Genomic DNA, 16,119 nt, shown 5'->3' on the forward strand with positions numbered 1-16,119 from the left:
TTCTTAGCTATGCCTTTCTTGGCGGGATGACGCTGTCCGAAAAACTCTACGAGCAATGGACTGGCTACGAAGATTGAGGAATAGGTACCGACAATGACACCGATCATCAAGGCAAAGGCAAAGTCACGGATAACCGAACCGCCGAGAATGTAAAGCGACAAAACGACAACGAAGGTCGTCATAGATGTAATAATCGTCCTACTTAAGGTCTCGTTAATACTATGATTGATCACCGAACCATAGGTCTCCTTGCGATAGATCTTCAGATCTTCTCTGATCCGGTCAAAGACGACTATCGTGTCATTGAGCGAATAACCAACAATGGTCAAGAGAGCTGCTACAATGGCGAGACTGATCTCTCTGCCTGTGATAAAGAAGATCCCAACCGTAATCAGAACATCATGAAAGAGAGCCGCAACAGCAGCAACACCAAAGGTGAACTCAAATCTCCACCAGATATAGATAATAATCCCCAAAAGAGAAATGAGGATAGCCATGATCGCTTTACCTTTCAATTCTTCTCCTATACGGGGACCGACCTCTTCCTGTAATCTGATAAAACCCTGTTTTTGGGTATATTCAGGAAAGTTAGTTCTCATTACTTGTATTATTCTACTGGCTTCAGTACCGCCGGCTTGCGTTTTGAAGAGGAAGAAAGTCTGTTCATCAAATCCTCTGATGGTTTGGATTTCGACATCAGTCATACCTTCATTAACCAAAGTTTCTCTGATCTGTCCGATATACAAAGCGGGAAATTCCTCTGAGGGAGCCGTCATGTCTAATTCCAGGGAAGTACCGCCGGTGAAGTCAATACTCAACTTAGGTCCGACAATAAGAGCTGCAATCCCGATAATAATTAAAATCACTGAGATGACATAAGCAATCCTGCGTTTGGAAATAAAGTCTATTTTTGTGTTCTCGAAAAATCTCATCTCTCCCCCCTATATACTGAGTGTAGTTCTGTTTTTATTGGTGATAGCTGCCTCAAACAGTGCCTTAACCATGACTATTGCTGTAAACATAGAAGCAAGAATACCTAACGATAAGGTTACGGCAAAGCCCCTGATCGGTCCGGTGCCAAACTGATAAAGAACAACTGCAGTTATCAAAGTAGTTATATTGGCATCGAGAATAGTTACAATAGCTCTGCTGAAGCCGGCATCAACAGCTGTCCGAACTGTCTTGCCGCTCTTTAGCTCTTCTCTGATTCTTTCAAAGATCAAGACGTTGGCATCAACAGCCATACCGATAGTGAGTATTATCCCTGCTATCCCGGGCATAGTCAAGGCAGCACCAAGTAAGGTCAAAGCAGCCATAATGATACCCATGTTCACGATCAGGGCTATATTGGCTATTATGCCCGGTACTTTGTAATATACTATGATAAATAGCATAACAATGATCAAGCCCAGGATCGCTGCCGTTAATCCGGATCTGACACTATCTGCACCAAGAGTCGGACCGACTGTTCTTTCTTCAATAACATTGACCGGAGCCGGCAAATTTCCAGCCCTGAGTACGATTACCAGATCATTTGTTTCTTCAATCGTAAAATTACCGGTGATTCGAGCTTCACCACCTCTTATCCTATCCTGGATCGTTGGTGCTGTATAGACAACACCATCAAGTACTATGGCTAATCTTCGTCTAAGATTCTGCCCGGTAACGTTTTCAAAAATTCTTGCCCCTTCTCGATTGAAACGAAGTGAGACATAAGGACGATTAGGTGCTTGCAAGTCAGTTCCGCTTCCGATCCTTACCGCAGCAGTTTCCAACATATTACCTGTAAGCTCGGTTTTTTCCAATAGTACGAAGAGCTCTCTGTCGGTGCGGGGATCAAGTCGGTTTTCTCTCTCTAAAGCCAGCATCAGACCTGCAGGAACATTCTCCAGAAAACTCTCACTCTCCAACAGTCTTTGAACGATTGACAGATCCTGATTAGAAACCATCATTGGTAAGCCCTGACTAGAGGTCAGACGAGTAAATATTCTGCTATCAACTGCTTCTTCCTCTTCTTCCTCATCTTCTTCATCTAAAATAGATCTTAAAGGATCATCCATTGGATCAGATAAGATAAAGCGTTCCAGATAAGGATATTGGTGAGCATTTTCCTTCAGGTAATTATCTAATAGCTCTCTTGTCTGCTCAACTTGCTCACCGGTAGCTAAAAGCTTGAATTCCAGAAGGGCAGTTCTTCCGATCAACTCTTTGGCTCTTTCAAACTCCTGCAGACCGGGCAACTGCACCATTATTCTGTTTCTACCTATCCTTTGGATAGATGGTTCTGCAACTCCAAACTGATCAATACGATTACGCACTATTTCTACCGCAGACCTTACAGCATCGTCTTTCTCTGCTTCCGGTAGCTCATCGTATTCTACTTCCAGCATGATCTGCATACCGCCCTGTAAGTCCAAACCCAATCTTATCCTCTTTTCTGTCCAAAATTCGGGCAGATCGATCGGTAAGAGAGGGATCAGATAATAAACAGTTACGAGTAATATTACAAAGATCAGTATATTGCGAAATTTTCTGTTTTTCATTGGCAACAACTCCCTTTTAATGTTGTATTTATTAATAAGTCACTATATAAAGCTTTTTTATCCTCAGATAAGGCACCCATTACTGCTTGAGCGACATTATACAGATGGTCTCCTATCTTTTCAATATTTGTTATTATATCCATTGTCATTATTGCCGGTTCTACCGGTACTCCCATGCTTATCTCTCTTATCTGTTCTTTTTTATAAAGAACTTCAAAGTGATTCATTTTTATCTCTTGTTTAGCAACATATCTGGCTTTTACCTGATCATTATTCTCCAGTGCCAGAAGTAAATTATCCAGAATACTGTCCAGAAGTTCTTTCATCGTTGCGATACTCTCTTTTTGCTTCTCATTAAACTCGACTCCCTTGTCAAGCTTTCTTTCTGCTATCTCGGCAATGTTCCGGGCAAAATCAGCCGCTTTTTCCAAGTCATTTGTTAGATGTAATAAGACCGGCAATCTTGCTGCGTCATCATCTTCCAGCTCTTTCCTTGATAGACGGGCAATATAATCGGTTATCTCTAACTGAAACTGGTCATTCTCATCTTCTGCTTGATAGGTATCGTTGATGTAGATCCTGTTTATAGATTCCAGCGACTTGATGGAGCAAGCTATAACCTGTCTGACATTCTGCATCATTCTGCCCAATTCCAACTTGATCTGATCTATGGCTATTGATGGCTCTTCTAAGAGAGAATCATTGATATAAACTGTTACACCTTTTGTTTTGGCAGAAGTTTCCGGGATCAATTTTAGTGTGATCTTTTCTAATAACGGGATCAAAGGTATAAACAACAGCATGTTAAAAACATTGAATAGAGTGTGAAAATTTGCCACTTGACGAGCTATATTACCACCGATCCGCGTTACTATCAATGCTACCTGATCACCAAAGAAGACGATCAAAAGCAGCATATACATTGCTCCGAATGAATTAAAGATGACATGTGATATTGCTGTTCTGCGTGCATTAACAGAACTTCCCAGACTGGCTAAAACGGCAGTAATAGTAGTTCCGATGTTGTCTCCCAATACAAGTGCCATAGCTGCTTTAATATCTATCAGCCCACTAACTGCCAGAACCATCGTGATACCCACTGTTGCACTACTGCTCTGGACAAGCATGGTCATCAGAGTACCGGCTATGATAGCCAGAAAATAATTATGACTGAAATTTACGAATAAATCGGAAAGAAAAGCACTGTGCCTGATCGGTGTTACAATATCTGTCATCAAACTGAGTCCGAAGAATACCAACCCAAAACCAAATATGATACTACCGTATGATCTCATTCTAAGCTTTTTACTGAATATTACTATAGCTGCACCTAAGGCGATTGCAGGAAGGGCAAAATCCCCAATTTTGAAAGCGATTATTTGGGCGGTGACTGTTGTCCCGATATTTGCACCGATAATGATACTGATCGCCTGCCTAAGAGTTAGTAATGATGCATTAACGAAACCAATTGTCATAACGGTAGTAGCACTACTCGATTGTAATAACGCAGTAATAGTTAATCCGACACCAATTCCCCAGAAGCGGTTTGCTGTTAGTTTGGAGAGGATTTTTTTTAGATTATCTCCTCCAATAATTCTCAAAGATTCGGAGATCTTACGGATGCCGAAGAGGAATAATCCTAATCCTCCTATGAGGAAAAAGAACAGCTTTTTATAATCTAAAGCCGTGAGGGTTAAGCTTTTTTTGATAGATTCTTCTGGCAGATGGATAATAGTATCAATCCTATAATTACCCATCTCTTTCCCGAATTCGATACCTGTTAATGCTTCTCCGTTACGATTGGTTTCAGTTAAGGGATGTATTATCTTAATCTGATCATTAGTGGAAATAAACTCGACGGTTATTCCCGGCTGAGGATTACCACTCGAATCAGTTACTATAACAGCAATATCTTCAGAAATTCGGTGCTTAACACGACCTGTATAGCCATCTCCCCGTAACTCTACCCGATAATTACTAAAGAGCGAAATGGCTGAAAACAGCAGTAAGAAGACTATTAATAGTCTTCGTAAAATGTAAGGACCGGATATTGCCGAAAAACTATTCATTTAGGGAACGTTCTTAAAGCCAATTCCTTTATTGTCTGCTAAATTGTGTCCGGCTATTTTGATCTCGCCATGTTGTTTCTCGAATTGTTCAACATTCTTTTGTAGCACAGTCAACAATTGTTTTACATGTTGAGGTGTGGTCATGATTCTGCTGTAGATACGGGCATCAGGTAACCCGGGTACTATTCTTCCACAATCAATAATAAACTCCGATGGTGAGTAAGTTACCATGAAGAAATTGGCATAAGTGCCTTCTCCCACTTTTTCATCAAGTTTCACATTGATCTTCTGTTGTTGTTGTCTTGGATCCATTTGATACTCCTTAAGTTTGCAAAAAAGATTTAGAATTGTTATTTTTTTTTCAATTCTCTTAGTGTCAAGTTAATGTTCGAAAACTTCACATACCCCTGTTTTTTAAACTGCAACTAAAAATTGTCATCTCGACTGAAGCGAAACAAACCATAAAACACCATGCCCCGAAAGGGTATGGCATAAGATAGCCAGACACTTCAGTGTCTGGTATTGAATGCCCCCCTCACTGATCCCAAACCACCCGCCACCCAAATGGAGCGGAGCTCCATTACCTGCGACTGAAATCCTAGCAATATTATGTCACCGATGACATCGTCGAGCTCGGTAGCAGCCACAATGAAGCAATTTCCTCGGTTCGCTACGCTCAGGGCTTGAAAAAAATTATAAGTCCTTTAGCGAGGAAAAACTATGAAGACAAATAGACAGTTTAAAGTCCCAGTAACGAATGTTTCCACCTCGACTTGCTGTCCCTCTGTTTTGTCATCTCGACTGAAGCGAAGCGCAACGGAGAGATCTCGACACCGGTTCAAGTTAAAAAAGCAATAATTTGTTTACTTAACCAACATCAGTGATGAGATGCCTCGACTTCGCTCGGCATGACAAAAAGGTGTGGAAGCTTCTCTTTAATGAAGATTACACTACTTCAGCTTATATTTCTTTTTTACTGCTTGTTTGACATTCTCAGGCACAAAGTCTTTCAACTCCCCGCCTAATTTAATGATCTGTTTGATCAGACTGGAGCTTAGATAAAAATATTTATAGTTGGGGATTAGAAAGATCGTGTCAATTTTCGGATTAAGCTGCCTGTTCATGAGAGCTAACTGTAATTCATATTCAAAGTCAGAAACAGCACGTAAACCCCTAATCATAGCTATTGCTTTGATACTTCTTGCATAATCAACAACCAAACCGCTGAATTTTGCTACTTCAACCCGATCGATGTTCTTAACGGCATTCTTGCATAATTTGACCCTTTCGCTGGCTGAGAAAAGATTATCTTTTCCCGAATCTTCTGCTACAGCTAAAATTACCTTATCAAATAATTTAGTAGCTTTGACTAAAATATCTATATGCCCGTTTGTTATCGGATCAAAAGTTCCGGGGTAGATAGCTATATTATTCATTTCTTCTCCAATGCTCTCTTTCTGATAGCTTCTAACTCCTCAATCTGTTTAGGAATGTTCTTCGACAATACCTCATGACCGGATTCAGTAACAAGCACATCATCTTCGATCCTGATCCCAATATTTTCCTCAGGTATATATAAGCCCGGTTCTACCGTGATGATATTACCCGGTTCCAAAATAGATTTACTGTAATAAAGGGAAACGTCGTGGGCAGCCATACCGAGAAAATGAGATACTCCATGCATATAGTATTTTTTATAATCTTCCGGCTTTTTGATAACCTTCAGTTTGATCAAAGATTCTGTTAAGAGCTCTATTGTTTTGCTGTTGAGATCTTTGAGAGATAAACCCGGTTCGATCATACTGATTATGGATTCCTGTGCTTTTAAAACTTCAGTATAAATTTCCTTTTGGCGTTTAGAAAACTTGGCTGCTATAGGAAATGTTCTGGTAATGTCGGCACAGTAATTGTTATAGAGAGCACCAACATCTATCAAAACCAGATCATTTTTAGCTATTTTTTTATTGTTCTCGATATAATGGAGAGTAGTGGCATTTTTCCCGCCGGCTACTATCGGTTTAAAACCCCAATTGCGCAATCCGTTGGCTAATAACTCGTATTGCAGCATAGCTTCTAACTGATATTCATACATTCCGGCTCTCGCTTCCTGAAAAACCCTTTTCAAACCACGACCGGTAACGTCGATAGCTTTCTTGAGCTGCTTAACTTCCCATTCATCTTTGATAATTCTTAAGTTAGCCGCTACAGAGCGAAACGACACAATATCTATCTGCGGATATCTTAATCTTATCTCTTCTGCGAAATGTAAAGGACGGGTAAGTGGTCTGTCTGTCAAAACAGGTTCAATTTCAATAAAGATCTTCTCAATATCGAATAACTCGCCTGCTAATACTCTTTCTAATTCATCAAGATAGAACACTTTTTCGATACTACTGATTTTCCGAGCTGTCTCTTTGCTCATCTTTTCACCATCCCAGACAACTCTTTCGGGAATATTCCTCTCTATAAAGAGAAAAAAAGAAAGCTTGCCATCTCTCTTAGTAATGGCTAAAATTACTTCGGGAATCTCTAATCCTGTGAAGTAATAAAAGTTCTTATTCTGAACATAAGATAAACCGTCATCAGATGCAGCATACAACAAAACCAGATTGTTGTTGTCTATAATACTATTTAGCTTCTCTCTTCTCTTTTCTATGAGCTCTTTATTCATCTTGCACCATCCATTTAATATTGTGTAACTTATGATTTATCTATTACTTATAAGTCAATGAAAAAAAATGTAACCACGAATTCTCACGAATAATAGCACTGATGCACACAGATAAAAGGGTGGAATGGTGGAATGGTGATAAGGTTAAAAGTATCTTGTAGAGAATACCAGTTACCTGACAAAGTATTCTAAAACCTTTGTTATTTGTTTTTTATTTTACTACTAGTCCACCTATTTCAGTACAGTACACTAAAACCTAATACCTAAAACCTAACACCTATTTTTTTAATTAGTGTCTATTCTTTATCATTCGTGTTTTTTCGTGGTTATACCCTTGCTATCCTTCCGCTGGGGCATCAATAACTTTCTCAGTGTCCTCTTTTTCCTCTGTGCCCTCGTGCCTCCGTGGTTGCTTTTTCTTACTTGCTATCTTTCCGCTGGTGCACCTTAAACTCTTTTTTCTCAGTGTCCTCTTTTTTCCTCTGTGTTCTCTGTGCCTCTGTGGTGATTTATTTTTAAACCTTGCTATCCTTCCGCTGGGGCATCAATAACTTTCTCAGTGTCCTCTTTTTTCCTCTGTGCCCTCTGTGTCTCTGTGGTGATTTCTTTTTTACACCTTGCTATCCTTCCGCTGGGGCATCAATAACTTTCTCAGTGTCCTCTTTTTTCCTCTGTGCCCTCTGTGTCTCTGTGGTGATTTCTTTTTTACACCTTGCTATCCTTCCGCAGGTTTTTTCTACTTACTATTTACTACCTACTACTTACTTGTTTCTCGCCTCTTCGACCATTCTATCCCCTTCTCTCCTCTTTCTTCACCAGCAAGATCTCCAGAACGATCAATAACAATACCAAAGCAAACAGATATTTCCAGATCTCAAAACCATAACGGCTTCTCAGGATCTCCTCTTGCCAGTTCTCTCCAAGAAAGATGACCTTATCACTTTGAAGATCTTCGGGGTCAAATCTTTCATAGTCACTAAAAGAATAATCGATATTAACAGCGAGAAACCTTGATTGGGCAGAAGCAAGAGGTAGTTCATAGATCCCCGGTTCACTAAGCAAAAAGCTCTGTTCATTAGTCGTAAAGAGTTCTTCGTTAGGGAGCAAGATCTGTCCTGTCGGAAGAGTTATCCTCTCCCCTACTTTAGTCAGTGGATAATCAATATTTGAGCAGTATAAGAAAGTCCTATAAGCCATGATAGGGAACATCGGATCGAGAATAATTCTGTTCTGCAAATCACTAACATCAAACAGCCAGAGTAATTCCCTCTCATTCTCCAAAACCAAAGGATATTGATCGGTTTGTAGTAAAACATTTGCTCTACCACGGGGACGACTTCTCCAATAACTTCTCAGTTCAACCAGCTGCATATCATCTTCGGAAAAGACAGTCATCACAGGGTGGTATCTGTTCACATAGGTAACTCGCTGATTCTGTCCTTCAGTATAGTTCAAAAAGTCTATATCGAAAACTTCTTGATAATAATCCTGCCAGTCCGTTGACAGATCCTCTGTTAACAGATGCAGCACCCCTTTATTCTCTCTCTTCAACCTATCGAATAAGAATTGTAAGCGTGGTGAAAAGTTCCCCTTATCATAGAGTATAACAAAACTATTGGATTCGATGCGTTCATAATTGAGATTGTCATCCTGGATAATATCTACATTGCGTAGATCACCACTGAAGATCTCCAAGATAGATAACATCGGTAACGGCAGCTCTCCCCTATCGGTGATAACGGCAACTTGTGGTTCCTGATCACTGAAAAAGGCAAAATAACTTCTGTTATCGAAGGGTAATCTTTCGTTCCGTACTGACACATAACCGTTGTACCAACCAGATTCTTCGACTCTGATATCAAAATGTTCCGTTAGTCGTTGTCTCGGTTGCAGATTGACGACCTTTTCAGCTACTGTTCGGTCATTGACAAAGAGTTGACAGATCACGTCCTGTTGTACAAATGGTGAATGATTAACTACTTCAAAAGCTATCCGATGTTCGATCTTCTTTTCAACGAAATCCTCCACCAATCTGGCATTTTGGCTACTGAGATTATTCCGTTCCTCTATATCTGATGTCGGAATAAAGAACAGAGGATAAGTTAGGTCTGCTGGTATCTCCTGTTTACGGAAATCGCTAATAACATAGATCTCTCTATTCAGAATCTGACTTTCCAGCAGTCTCTGATTAGCTAACTCAATTAACTCCGATAAAGGCAGAGGAACGGCTGTTATATCAATAGTACCCAGAATAGTTTCCGGTATGCTACCGTAGTGTAATGACGAATATAATTGATTCCATTCGTTATCGGAAGTGATCAGAACAGTGATATCTCTTTCAGTGAGCTGTTCGTTTATCTCTTTGATCAGATTTTTCCCTATTTCCAGTTCTGTTCTGGTATCTACCAAATAGTCCATGCTGTACGATGTATCGAGTATGATCGCTACTGCCGTTTGCGAATGCCTGCTCCATCTGTGTAATAATGGTGTTCTCAGCGCCGGTCTCGCTAAGGCAAGGATAGTCAGCAGGATGATCAAACAACGAATGATCAATAATAGTAAGTTTTTCAGCTTGATCTTGCTCTTCTGCTTCTTCTGGCTTGCTTTGATATGACGGATAGTACTGAAAATGATCCTTTTCGGTTTTTTTGAGATAAAAAGATATATCAGGATCGGGACAATTACCGCTGCCGAAAGGAACAGTATTCCCGAATTGAGAAATGAAAGAAACATTATTATCTATCCTTTATAAGCAATTTACAAGCTATAACGTAACAAAATCATTCATATAACTTAAAATATCGAAGTTAATGCAGAGATGACTATATCCCTGCTGACAGTGACAGCAAAACTGCATAATTCTTCTTTTCCTGATCTATCATCATATAGGAGAGATCAATTTGCAGCATGCTGTATTGAAAACCGGTTCCAAACGCATAGCCAATATCTTTGAGATTATTGAACTGCTCAGTAAAGAGACCTAATCTCAAGGGCATATATTGATAATCTCCCCGCAAGAGCCCAAAACTTATTGCCCTTTCCAACCCGAAATGATAGAGATTATCAGAAGAAAAATCAAATTTTCGCGATATTCCCGCTAACAGATAATTCTCATCCTCTCCCCACTGAATACCGGCTTGTAATCTTCTCTGTAATGAATAACTGGGATGATCTTTCCAATAAACCCTGCTCAACAGGTTCGGGATCGTTAGCCCATAAGACAAGCCACCGCTCTTCACAGCTGCACCGAAATCTACATTATAACCCCAACTCCGGCTGTCAACAAACTGCTCGCTAATATATACATCGTCCTGAGATAACTCTCTCAGATACACCGTTCTGCCGGTCAGAAAGCTCAAGTTGAATCCGAATGCTAATAGACCCGATCTTTCAGCAAAAGAAAAACGATAGGCATCGAGATAATAATCAAGATATAACCTTTCAGATTCCCCCTCTGTTTCATAGTCTCTCTCTAACTTCAGGTCAGCCAGAGCAACATAGGAAAAACCAATATTGTGACTATCAATGCCCAGATACGAAAAATCGTTCCGGTACCATTTACTGCTGTCATGAACCGGTTGCTGATCTACCCCATAAGCGGTCTTCGCTTCCGAAAAATAGCGTAAGGTAGCAGTGATTACCGTCTTTTCACGAAATGCCAATAATGCCGGATTATAAAAGGCAGTATGAGTGTTTGTCGGTTCGGTTATATTCAAACCACCCACTGCCGCCACCTGAGGTGAATAATTATTGATCACTTGCTGATAATCATAAAATGTGATCGGGAAAGGATCGGCATTTAAACCAGATAATAGACCGATAAAATAAACAATCAATACAGTTGTTTGCCAGCAATTACGAATTATATGTTCCATTCTTCTCTTTTTCTATCAAAGTTTCTTGCGAAACTAATGTTGATCGTTGTAACATTTGCCGTTTTCTTATATTATCAAATATCTTTGCTCCCACAAAGTAAAAACCGACTCCATAAAAAAGTCCAAAGATGGTATCGATAAAGTAATGATAGTGACAATAGATCGTCGAGATACTGAGTAGCAACGACAAGGGTAGCAACCAGTAACCGATCTTGCGGAAATACTGTAAGGCAGCAATATTGACTACAATGGTAATTGCTACGTGTGAGCTCGGAAAGGCAGAACCGGTATGATCGGACATCCTGTAGATAAATGCCATTATGTGCTGAAAAGGTCCACCCTCATAAGTTGTTATCAATTCCTGTATTCCGTTTATATATTTGCCTCCGGCAACAGGTAAAAACGAATAAGTTAAGTAACATAAATAGAACACAAAAGATAAAGTAAAGACATACCTCTCGAAAAATTCCCGTTTCGTGAAATAGAGCAGAAAAGCGATCCCTGGAACTACCAGATAATAACTGAAATAGGAAAAATAGAGTAGTTCGCTCAGGATGATATTATCATACATCTGTCCCCACATCACAGCAGGTTGATAACCGAATATTAACTCATCTATCCTCATGAAGAAGGGATCTATAAACTCCGGAAAGACCACCAGATTAACGATTGTGGATAGTTCAAAGAAATAGGTAAAGAATATCAGCGGATACCAATGACGAAGAAAAGAGAGCAGCCAGCCGCTTTTTTCATGATGAAGTCTGATCAATACATAGATAAAAAGCGACATTGCCAACAATATCCCCAGATGTTTGCCGGCATCAGGTACCCTGTTTCTGCCTAAAGAAATATATATCAGATTAAAGATTATGTATCCGTAAGTTAACCAGTCAATAGGAAGTGATCCTCTCTTCTTCATCCCGGCAGCCCCTTATCAAATATGCGATATGTTTTATGTATTGTAGCACCAAGTTTATGCGCCACGTTATTCATTTCGATATTATCCTCTAAAACCCAGGAAAATTCACCTTCGTTGAAACCCTTTGCAAAGCCGTTCTTTGTTGTATGATAATAAAAAAGACCGTCTATACCACGCTTCTGATACTCTTTTAAAAGCCCCATTACCATGACTCTTAACCGTTTGATCCCCTTCTTATAATAGAGTGCCTTTAGCACACCAAAAGGGAGAAGACGACCATTCATCTTCTTGAGAATGATATTATAGTCGGGTAAAGCTACTGAAAAGCCGACCGGCTTCAGCTGATAATAAGCAATAAATACCAGATCTGGATCTAATATCGGTAATAGAGTTTGCACCAAATGATCAAACTCCTTATCAGTCATCGGAACAAAGCCCCAATTACGTTCCCAGGCACTCCGATAAAGAGTAAATATTGTCTCCAGATCTTTTTTCAACTCTTTTTTGTTTTTTGCCAGCGATTTAACCGATATCTCCTCTTTCTTAGTTATGATATCGGCAAAACGCTGTAATCTCTCCGGGATCTTATCAGAAATGAGATGATAAGCATAGAGGTCTTTACTCTTAGTTAATCCCGCTTTAAGGATTAATTCCTCATAATACTGATGGTTGTAAGGCATCATGACGAAAGGAGGGGTTGCAAAACCGTCCACCAGTAAACCAACCTCATCATTGACCGATAAGTTCATCGGTCCTCTGATAGTATCACAACCTCGCGCTTTAAGCCACTCCGAGGCAACTCTAAACAGTTCATTGCTTACTGTCTGATCATTTATACATTCGAAAAACCCGAAAAATCCTACCTTGTCCTGATGAAAAACATTGTGTTGTTTATTAGTATGAGCTGTTATCCTGCCTACGATCTTGCCATCTCGTTCTGCTAAGAACAGACATACTTCCGAATGGTCATAATAAGGGTTCTTTGTTGGATTGAAAAACTTCATCTGGTCACCTATCAAAGGTGGTACCCAACAAGAATCTCTCTCATAGAGTGAAAAGGGAAATAAAATGAACCGCTTGATATCCCTCTTCTTCTTGATCGGTCTGACTTTCAGTTCGCTCATATCTCACCCAGTCTTTTCGATACAAAAAAATTCATGATCCCCATCAAGATGGCGAATAAGATCAGTCGCGAAAAAAATTCACGATATGTGCCCGGAAACAGATAACTCACAAATGGTGGTAACAGCACTATCATATATTGCGCAAAGCGGATCTGTTTAAACAATGAAATTGCAAGTATGGCAATGACAACTACGATCAACATCGGTTTAAATACAAAAAAAGAAGCAAAACCGATATAGCTGAACAGACCTCTCCCCCCTTTGAAACGGTTAGTTATCGGGAAACAGTGTCCAACGATCATAGCAAATCCATAAACCATGAGAAGTGTACTATGCTCTACTACTTCCGGTTGTAAACGGGTAAATATTGCCTGCAGTATAAGAAGATATAAATATATCTTACCCACATCAACTGCCCCAACCATTAACCCCAATAACTTGCTGACATTTTGATATATGTTCTCGGTATCCGGATGACCGGTTCCTACCTTATAGATATTTAGTTGTTTGAAATGACGGGCTATTAATCTAGCTGTAGAAAAGCATCCTATAGCGTAAGATACGATTATGAGCAGTCCGATTACAATATAATGTGATAACATCCGATCTCTCCCTATAGACCTTTCTCTAAACGTTGACCAAATATAGCAGTTCCAATTCTTAACATTGTCGCTCCTTCCTCAACAGCAATTTCATAATCTTCGGTCATACCCATAGAGAGTATTTCCATCTTAACACCCGGAATAGTTTCCTCTTTCAAAGATTCAAAATACTGACGGAGCAGAGAAAAACATTGTCTGATCTCCTTTCTGTCATCAGTGAACTTACCGATTGTCATTAAACCACTTATCTCCAATCTTTCGAAAAGACTCACCTGCCGGACAAACTCCTTTATGATCACTTGATCTGCCGGAAGACCGAATTTACTCTCCTCTCCGGAAGTATTTATCTGTATGAGTATCTTCTGCTGACGGTCTTCTCGCTCTAAAGCATTGTTTAGAGCTTTCGCAGTGGATATCTTATCTATGGAATGGATCAAAGCCGGTTCTAAACTCAACAGCTTATTGATCTTATTCTTCTGCAGATGCCCAATAAAATGAAACTCCTGGTATTTTTCTTTTAACTGCGGAAGTTTCTTCTCAGCTTCCTGGACCTTGCTCTCACCAATGATACTTATTCCGGCTCTTATACCGGCATCGATAACTTCCGGCGAGTGTGTCTTCGTTACCGCTACTATCTTGATCTCTGATGCATCTCTTCCTGCTCTTTCTGCAGCCCGGGAAACATTATCAAGTATCTCCCGATAATTGGTTTCGATGCTATTAAGATCTATATTTTTATCATTCATTACGATCACTTATCTTGTCCAAATTCTCAACATCACTTCAAAATATCTCCATAACCTCTCTGTCAACAAAAAACTCGGAAATATGTAACTCATCCCTTTCACTTTACAGCATGATTATGATTTCTTATCTTTTTCGTACCATTTTCTTTACCCGTAACTCGTAACACTTAACACGTAACATTTTTCATCTAGCTACCCCATCCGTAGGTTTTCCCCGTAACACATCACCCGTAACAGGTAACACTTTTTTTTATAACTACATAGCTAATAACTCTCTTCCTGCTTCTCCTCCCTTTACCTTTCCCCGTAACCCGTAACACATAACACGTAACTCTATCCATCTTGCTACCATTACTTTTGTCAGGTGGCTTCGTGGCTGCTTCCGAGCTCGACGAAGTCAACACAGGATTATTCATACGTAACACATAACACGTAACTCTATCCATCTTGCTACCATTACTTTTGTCAGGTGGCTTCGTGGCTGCTTCCGAGTTCGACGAAGTCAACTAAGAATTACAAACTTAACCTCACCTTCTGTTATTCATTTTCCAAAACCCCCTAACTACCCTATATTCCAATAATTTACCTTTAGGATGTAATATAGTCGGATATATCCGACTATATCCCTCCCTAAAGGTTAACGATAAAATGATAACTTCATCCTAACTACCTGCTCAGGTTTGTATCTTTATAGATCAAACAGGTGAGCAATTCTTCTTGACGAAAAAATCAGAATGGTAATTTTTATCCCACGTGGGGCATTAGCTCAGCTGGGAGAGCGCATGACTGGCAGTCATGAGGTCAGGGGTTCGATCCCCCTATGCTCCACCATTTTTTCACTTACTTAAAAGTCCCCTCAGTAAATTTTAAAAAGCAAAGAAAGTCGATTGTAAAACAATGGCCTAATCAAGTAATAAAGTGGTGCACTTTTTAGTTCCGAAACTGGCGTATTTTAAAATTCCGTTGACAGCACGTTATAAGAGCCGGTGAATGGCGAGTTATCAGGGTCGTTTGGACTAACCCATATACCTATGGGTTGCCATCCCTGCCCATCAAACCAGTTAATACTATCAGATGCGTCTATGTCTTCTGTCTGAATATAGTGACTTGACCATCTACAGCCTGATTAGGATTATAAACCACATCATCACTTACCACTATCCAATAGAGATTTTCCAGAGATACTATTTCATAAGGATCATCGAATGTTCTGTCACCCGCCGGAGGGGGCACGGCTGTTTGTGCCATAAGACTCACACTGAATATTGCTAAAATTAAAACCATCCCTGAATATTTAATCTTAACCTCCAAGTGATTGATGAAAACGGGAGAGGCAGAGTCGCTGCCTCTCCCTATATGTTTCTATTTCAGAAGTACCTTCTTCCTAATGTCACGGAAGCCTCTATCGGTTTCCATACTGTAGAGATAGACTCCGGAAGATGCCATTCTTCCATATTGGTCTTTACCATCCCAGAGGATGCTGTGATACCCTTCAGAGCAGTAATGTCTGTTGAGCAGTTCTCTCACCACCTGTCCGCGCGAGTTATAGATAACCAGCGTGACTCTTGCA

The 16,119-nt window shown here is 40.0% G+C and carries 14 protein-coding genes and 1 tRNA gene; 1 reads left to right on the plus strand and 14 read right to left on the minus strand.

Going from position 1 to position 16,119, the window contains the following annotated elements:
- The 12 genes from secF to K0B81_09010 all read right to left on the minus strand — a co-directional run.
- On the minus strand, positions 1–932 hold a 932-nt coding region (secF, locus tag K0B81_08955), incomplete at its 3' end, for a protein translocase subunit SecF (GenBank protein ID MBW6516723.1).
- Between the two features lie 9 nt (positions 933–941).
- A complete protein-coding gene (gene secD, locus K0B81_08960) occupies positions 942–2,543 on the minus strand; it encodes a protein translocase subunit SecD (protein MBW6516724.1) in 1,602 nt (533 codons plus the stop codon).
- Positions 2,540–4,612 (minus strand): Na/Pi symporter, encoded by a 2,073-nt coding sequence (locus K0B81_08965; GenBank protein MBW6516725.1) that lies wholly within the window; start codon positions 4,610–4,612, stop codon positions 2,540–2,542. Before K0B81_08965 ends, secD begins: the two co-directional genes overlap by 4 nt.
- A complete protein-coding gene (locus tag K0B81_08970) occupies positions 4,613–4,924 on the minus strand; it encodes a DUF3467 domain-containing protein (GenBank protein ID MBW6516726.1) in 312 nt (103 codons plus the stop codon).
- Between the two features lie 638 nt (positions 4,925–5,562).
- Positions 5,563–6,048 (minus strand): pantetheine-phosphate adenylyltransferase, encoded by a 486-nt coding sequence (coaD, locus tag K0B81_08975; GenBank protein MBW6516727.1) that lies wholly within the window; start codon positions 6,046–6,048, stop codon positions 5,563–5,565.
- Positions 6,045–7,283, minus strand: a complete 1,239-nt coding sequence (locus K0B81_08980; protein ID MBW6516728.1) for an aminopeptidase P family protein — start codon at positions 7,281–7,283, stop codon at positions 6,045–6,047. The genes coaD and K0B81_08980 overlap by 4 nt, the downstream gene beginning before the upstream one ends.
- Before the next feature lie 789 nt (positions 7,284–8,072).
- A complete protein-coding gene (locus K0B81_08985; protein ID MBW6516729.1) occupies positions 8,073–10,016 on the minus strand; it encodes a BatA domain-containing protein in 1,944 nt (647 codons plus the stop codon).
- An 89-nt stretch (positions 10,017–10,105) separates the two neighbouring features.
- Positions 10,106–11,158 (minus strand): hypothetical protein, encoded by a 1,053-nt coding sequence (locus tag K0B81_08990; GenBank protein ID MBW6516730.1) that lies wholly within the window; start codon positions 11,156–11,158, stop codon positions 10,106–10,108.
- On the minus strand, positions 11,139–12,077 hold the full coding sequence (locus K0B81_08995) for a phosphatase PAP2 family protein (GenBank protein ID MBW6516731.1): 939 nt from the start codon (positions 12,075–12,077) through the stop codon (positions 11,139–11,141). Before K0B81_08995 ends, K0B81_08990 begins: the two co-directional genes overlap by 20 nt.
- Positions 12,074–13,201, minus strand: a complete 1,128-nt coding sequence (locus K0B81_09000) for a GNAT family N-acetyltransferase (protein ID MBW6516732.1) — start codon at positions 13,199–13,201, stop codon at positions 12,074–12,076. The genes K0B81_08995 and K0B81_09000 overlap by 4 nt, the downstream gene beginning before the upstream one ends.
- Positions 13,198–13,803, minus strand: coding sequence for a glycerol-3-phosphate acyltransferase (locus K0B81_09005; protein ID MBW6516733.1), 606 nt, complete (start codon positions 13,801–13,803; stop codon positions 13,198–13,200). Before K0B81_09005 ends, K0B81_09000 begins: the two co-directional genes overlap by 4 nt.
- Positions 13,804–13,814: 11 nt before the next feature.
- On the minus strand, positions 13,815–14,549 hold the full coding sequence (locus K0B81_09010) for a YggS family pyridoxal phosphate-dependent enzyme (GenBank protein MBW6516734.1): 735 nt from the start codon (positions 14,547–14,549) through the stop codon (positions 13,815–13,817).
- A gap of 755 nt (positions 14,550–15,304) precedes the next feature.
- On the opposite strand from K0B81_09010, the gene K0B81_09015 reads away from it, so the two are divergent.
- Positions 15,305–15,380 (plus strand) — tRNA-Ala (locus tag K0B81_09015).
- A gap of 249 nt (positions 15,381–15,629) precedes the next feature.
- Here the strand turns inward: K0B81_09015 and K0B81_09020 are convergent.
- Together K0B81_09020 and K0B81_09025 are read right to left on the minus strand one after the other, a co-directional pair.
- Entirely contained in the window at positions 15,630–15,797 is a 168-nt protein-coding gene (locus K0B81_09020) for a hypothetical protein (protein MBW6516735.1), read from the minus strand.
- A gap of 114 nt (positions 15,798–15,911) precedes the next feature.
- Positions 15,912–16,119 (minus strand): hypothetical protein (locus tag K0B81_09025; GenBank protein ID MBW6516736.1); only part of this gene is annotated, 208 nt, incomplete at its 5' end.

This window comes from Candidatus Cloacimonadota bacterium, assembly GCA_019429305.1.
Taxonomy (GTDB): domain Bacteria; phylum Cloacimonadota; class Cloacimonadia; order Cloacimonadales; family JAJBBL01; genus JAHYIR01.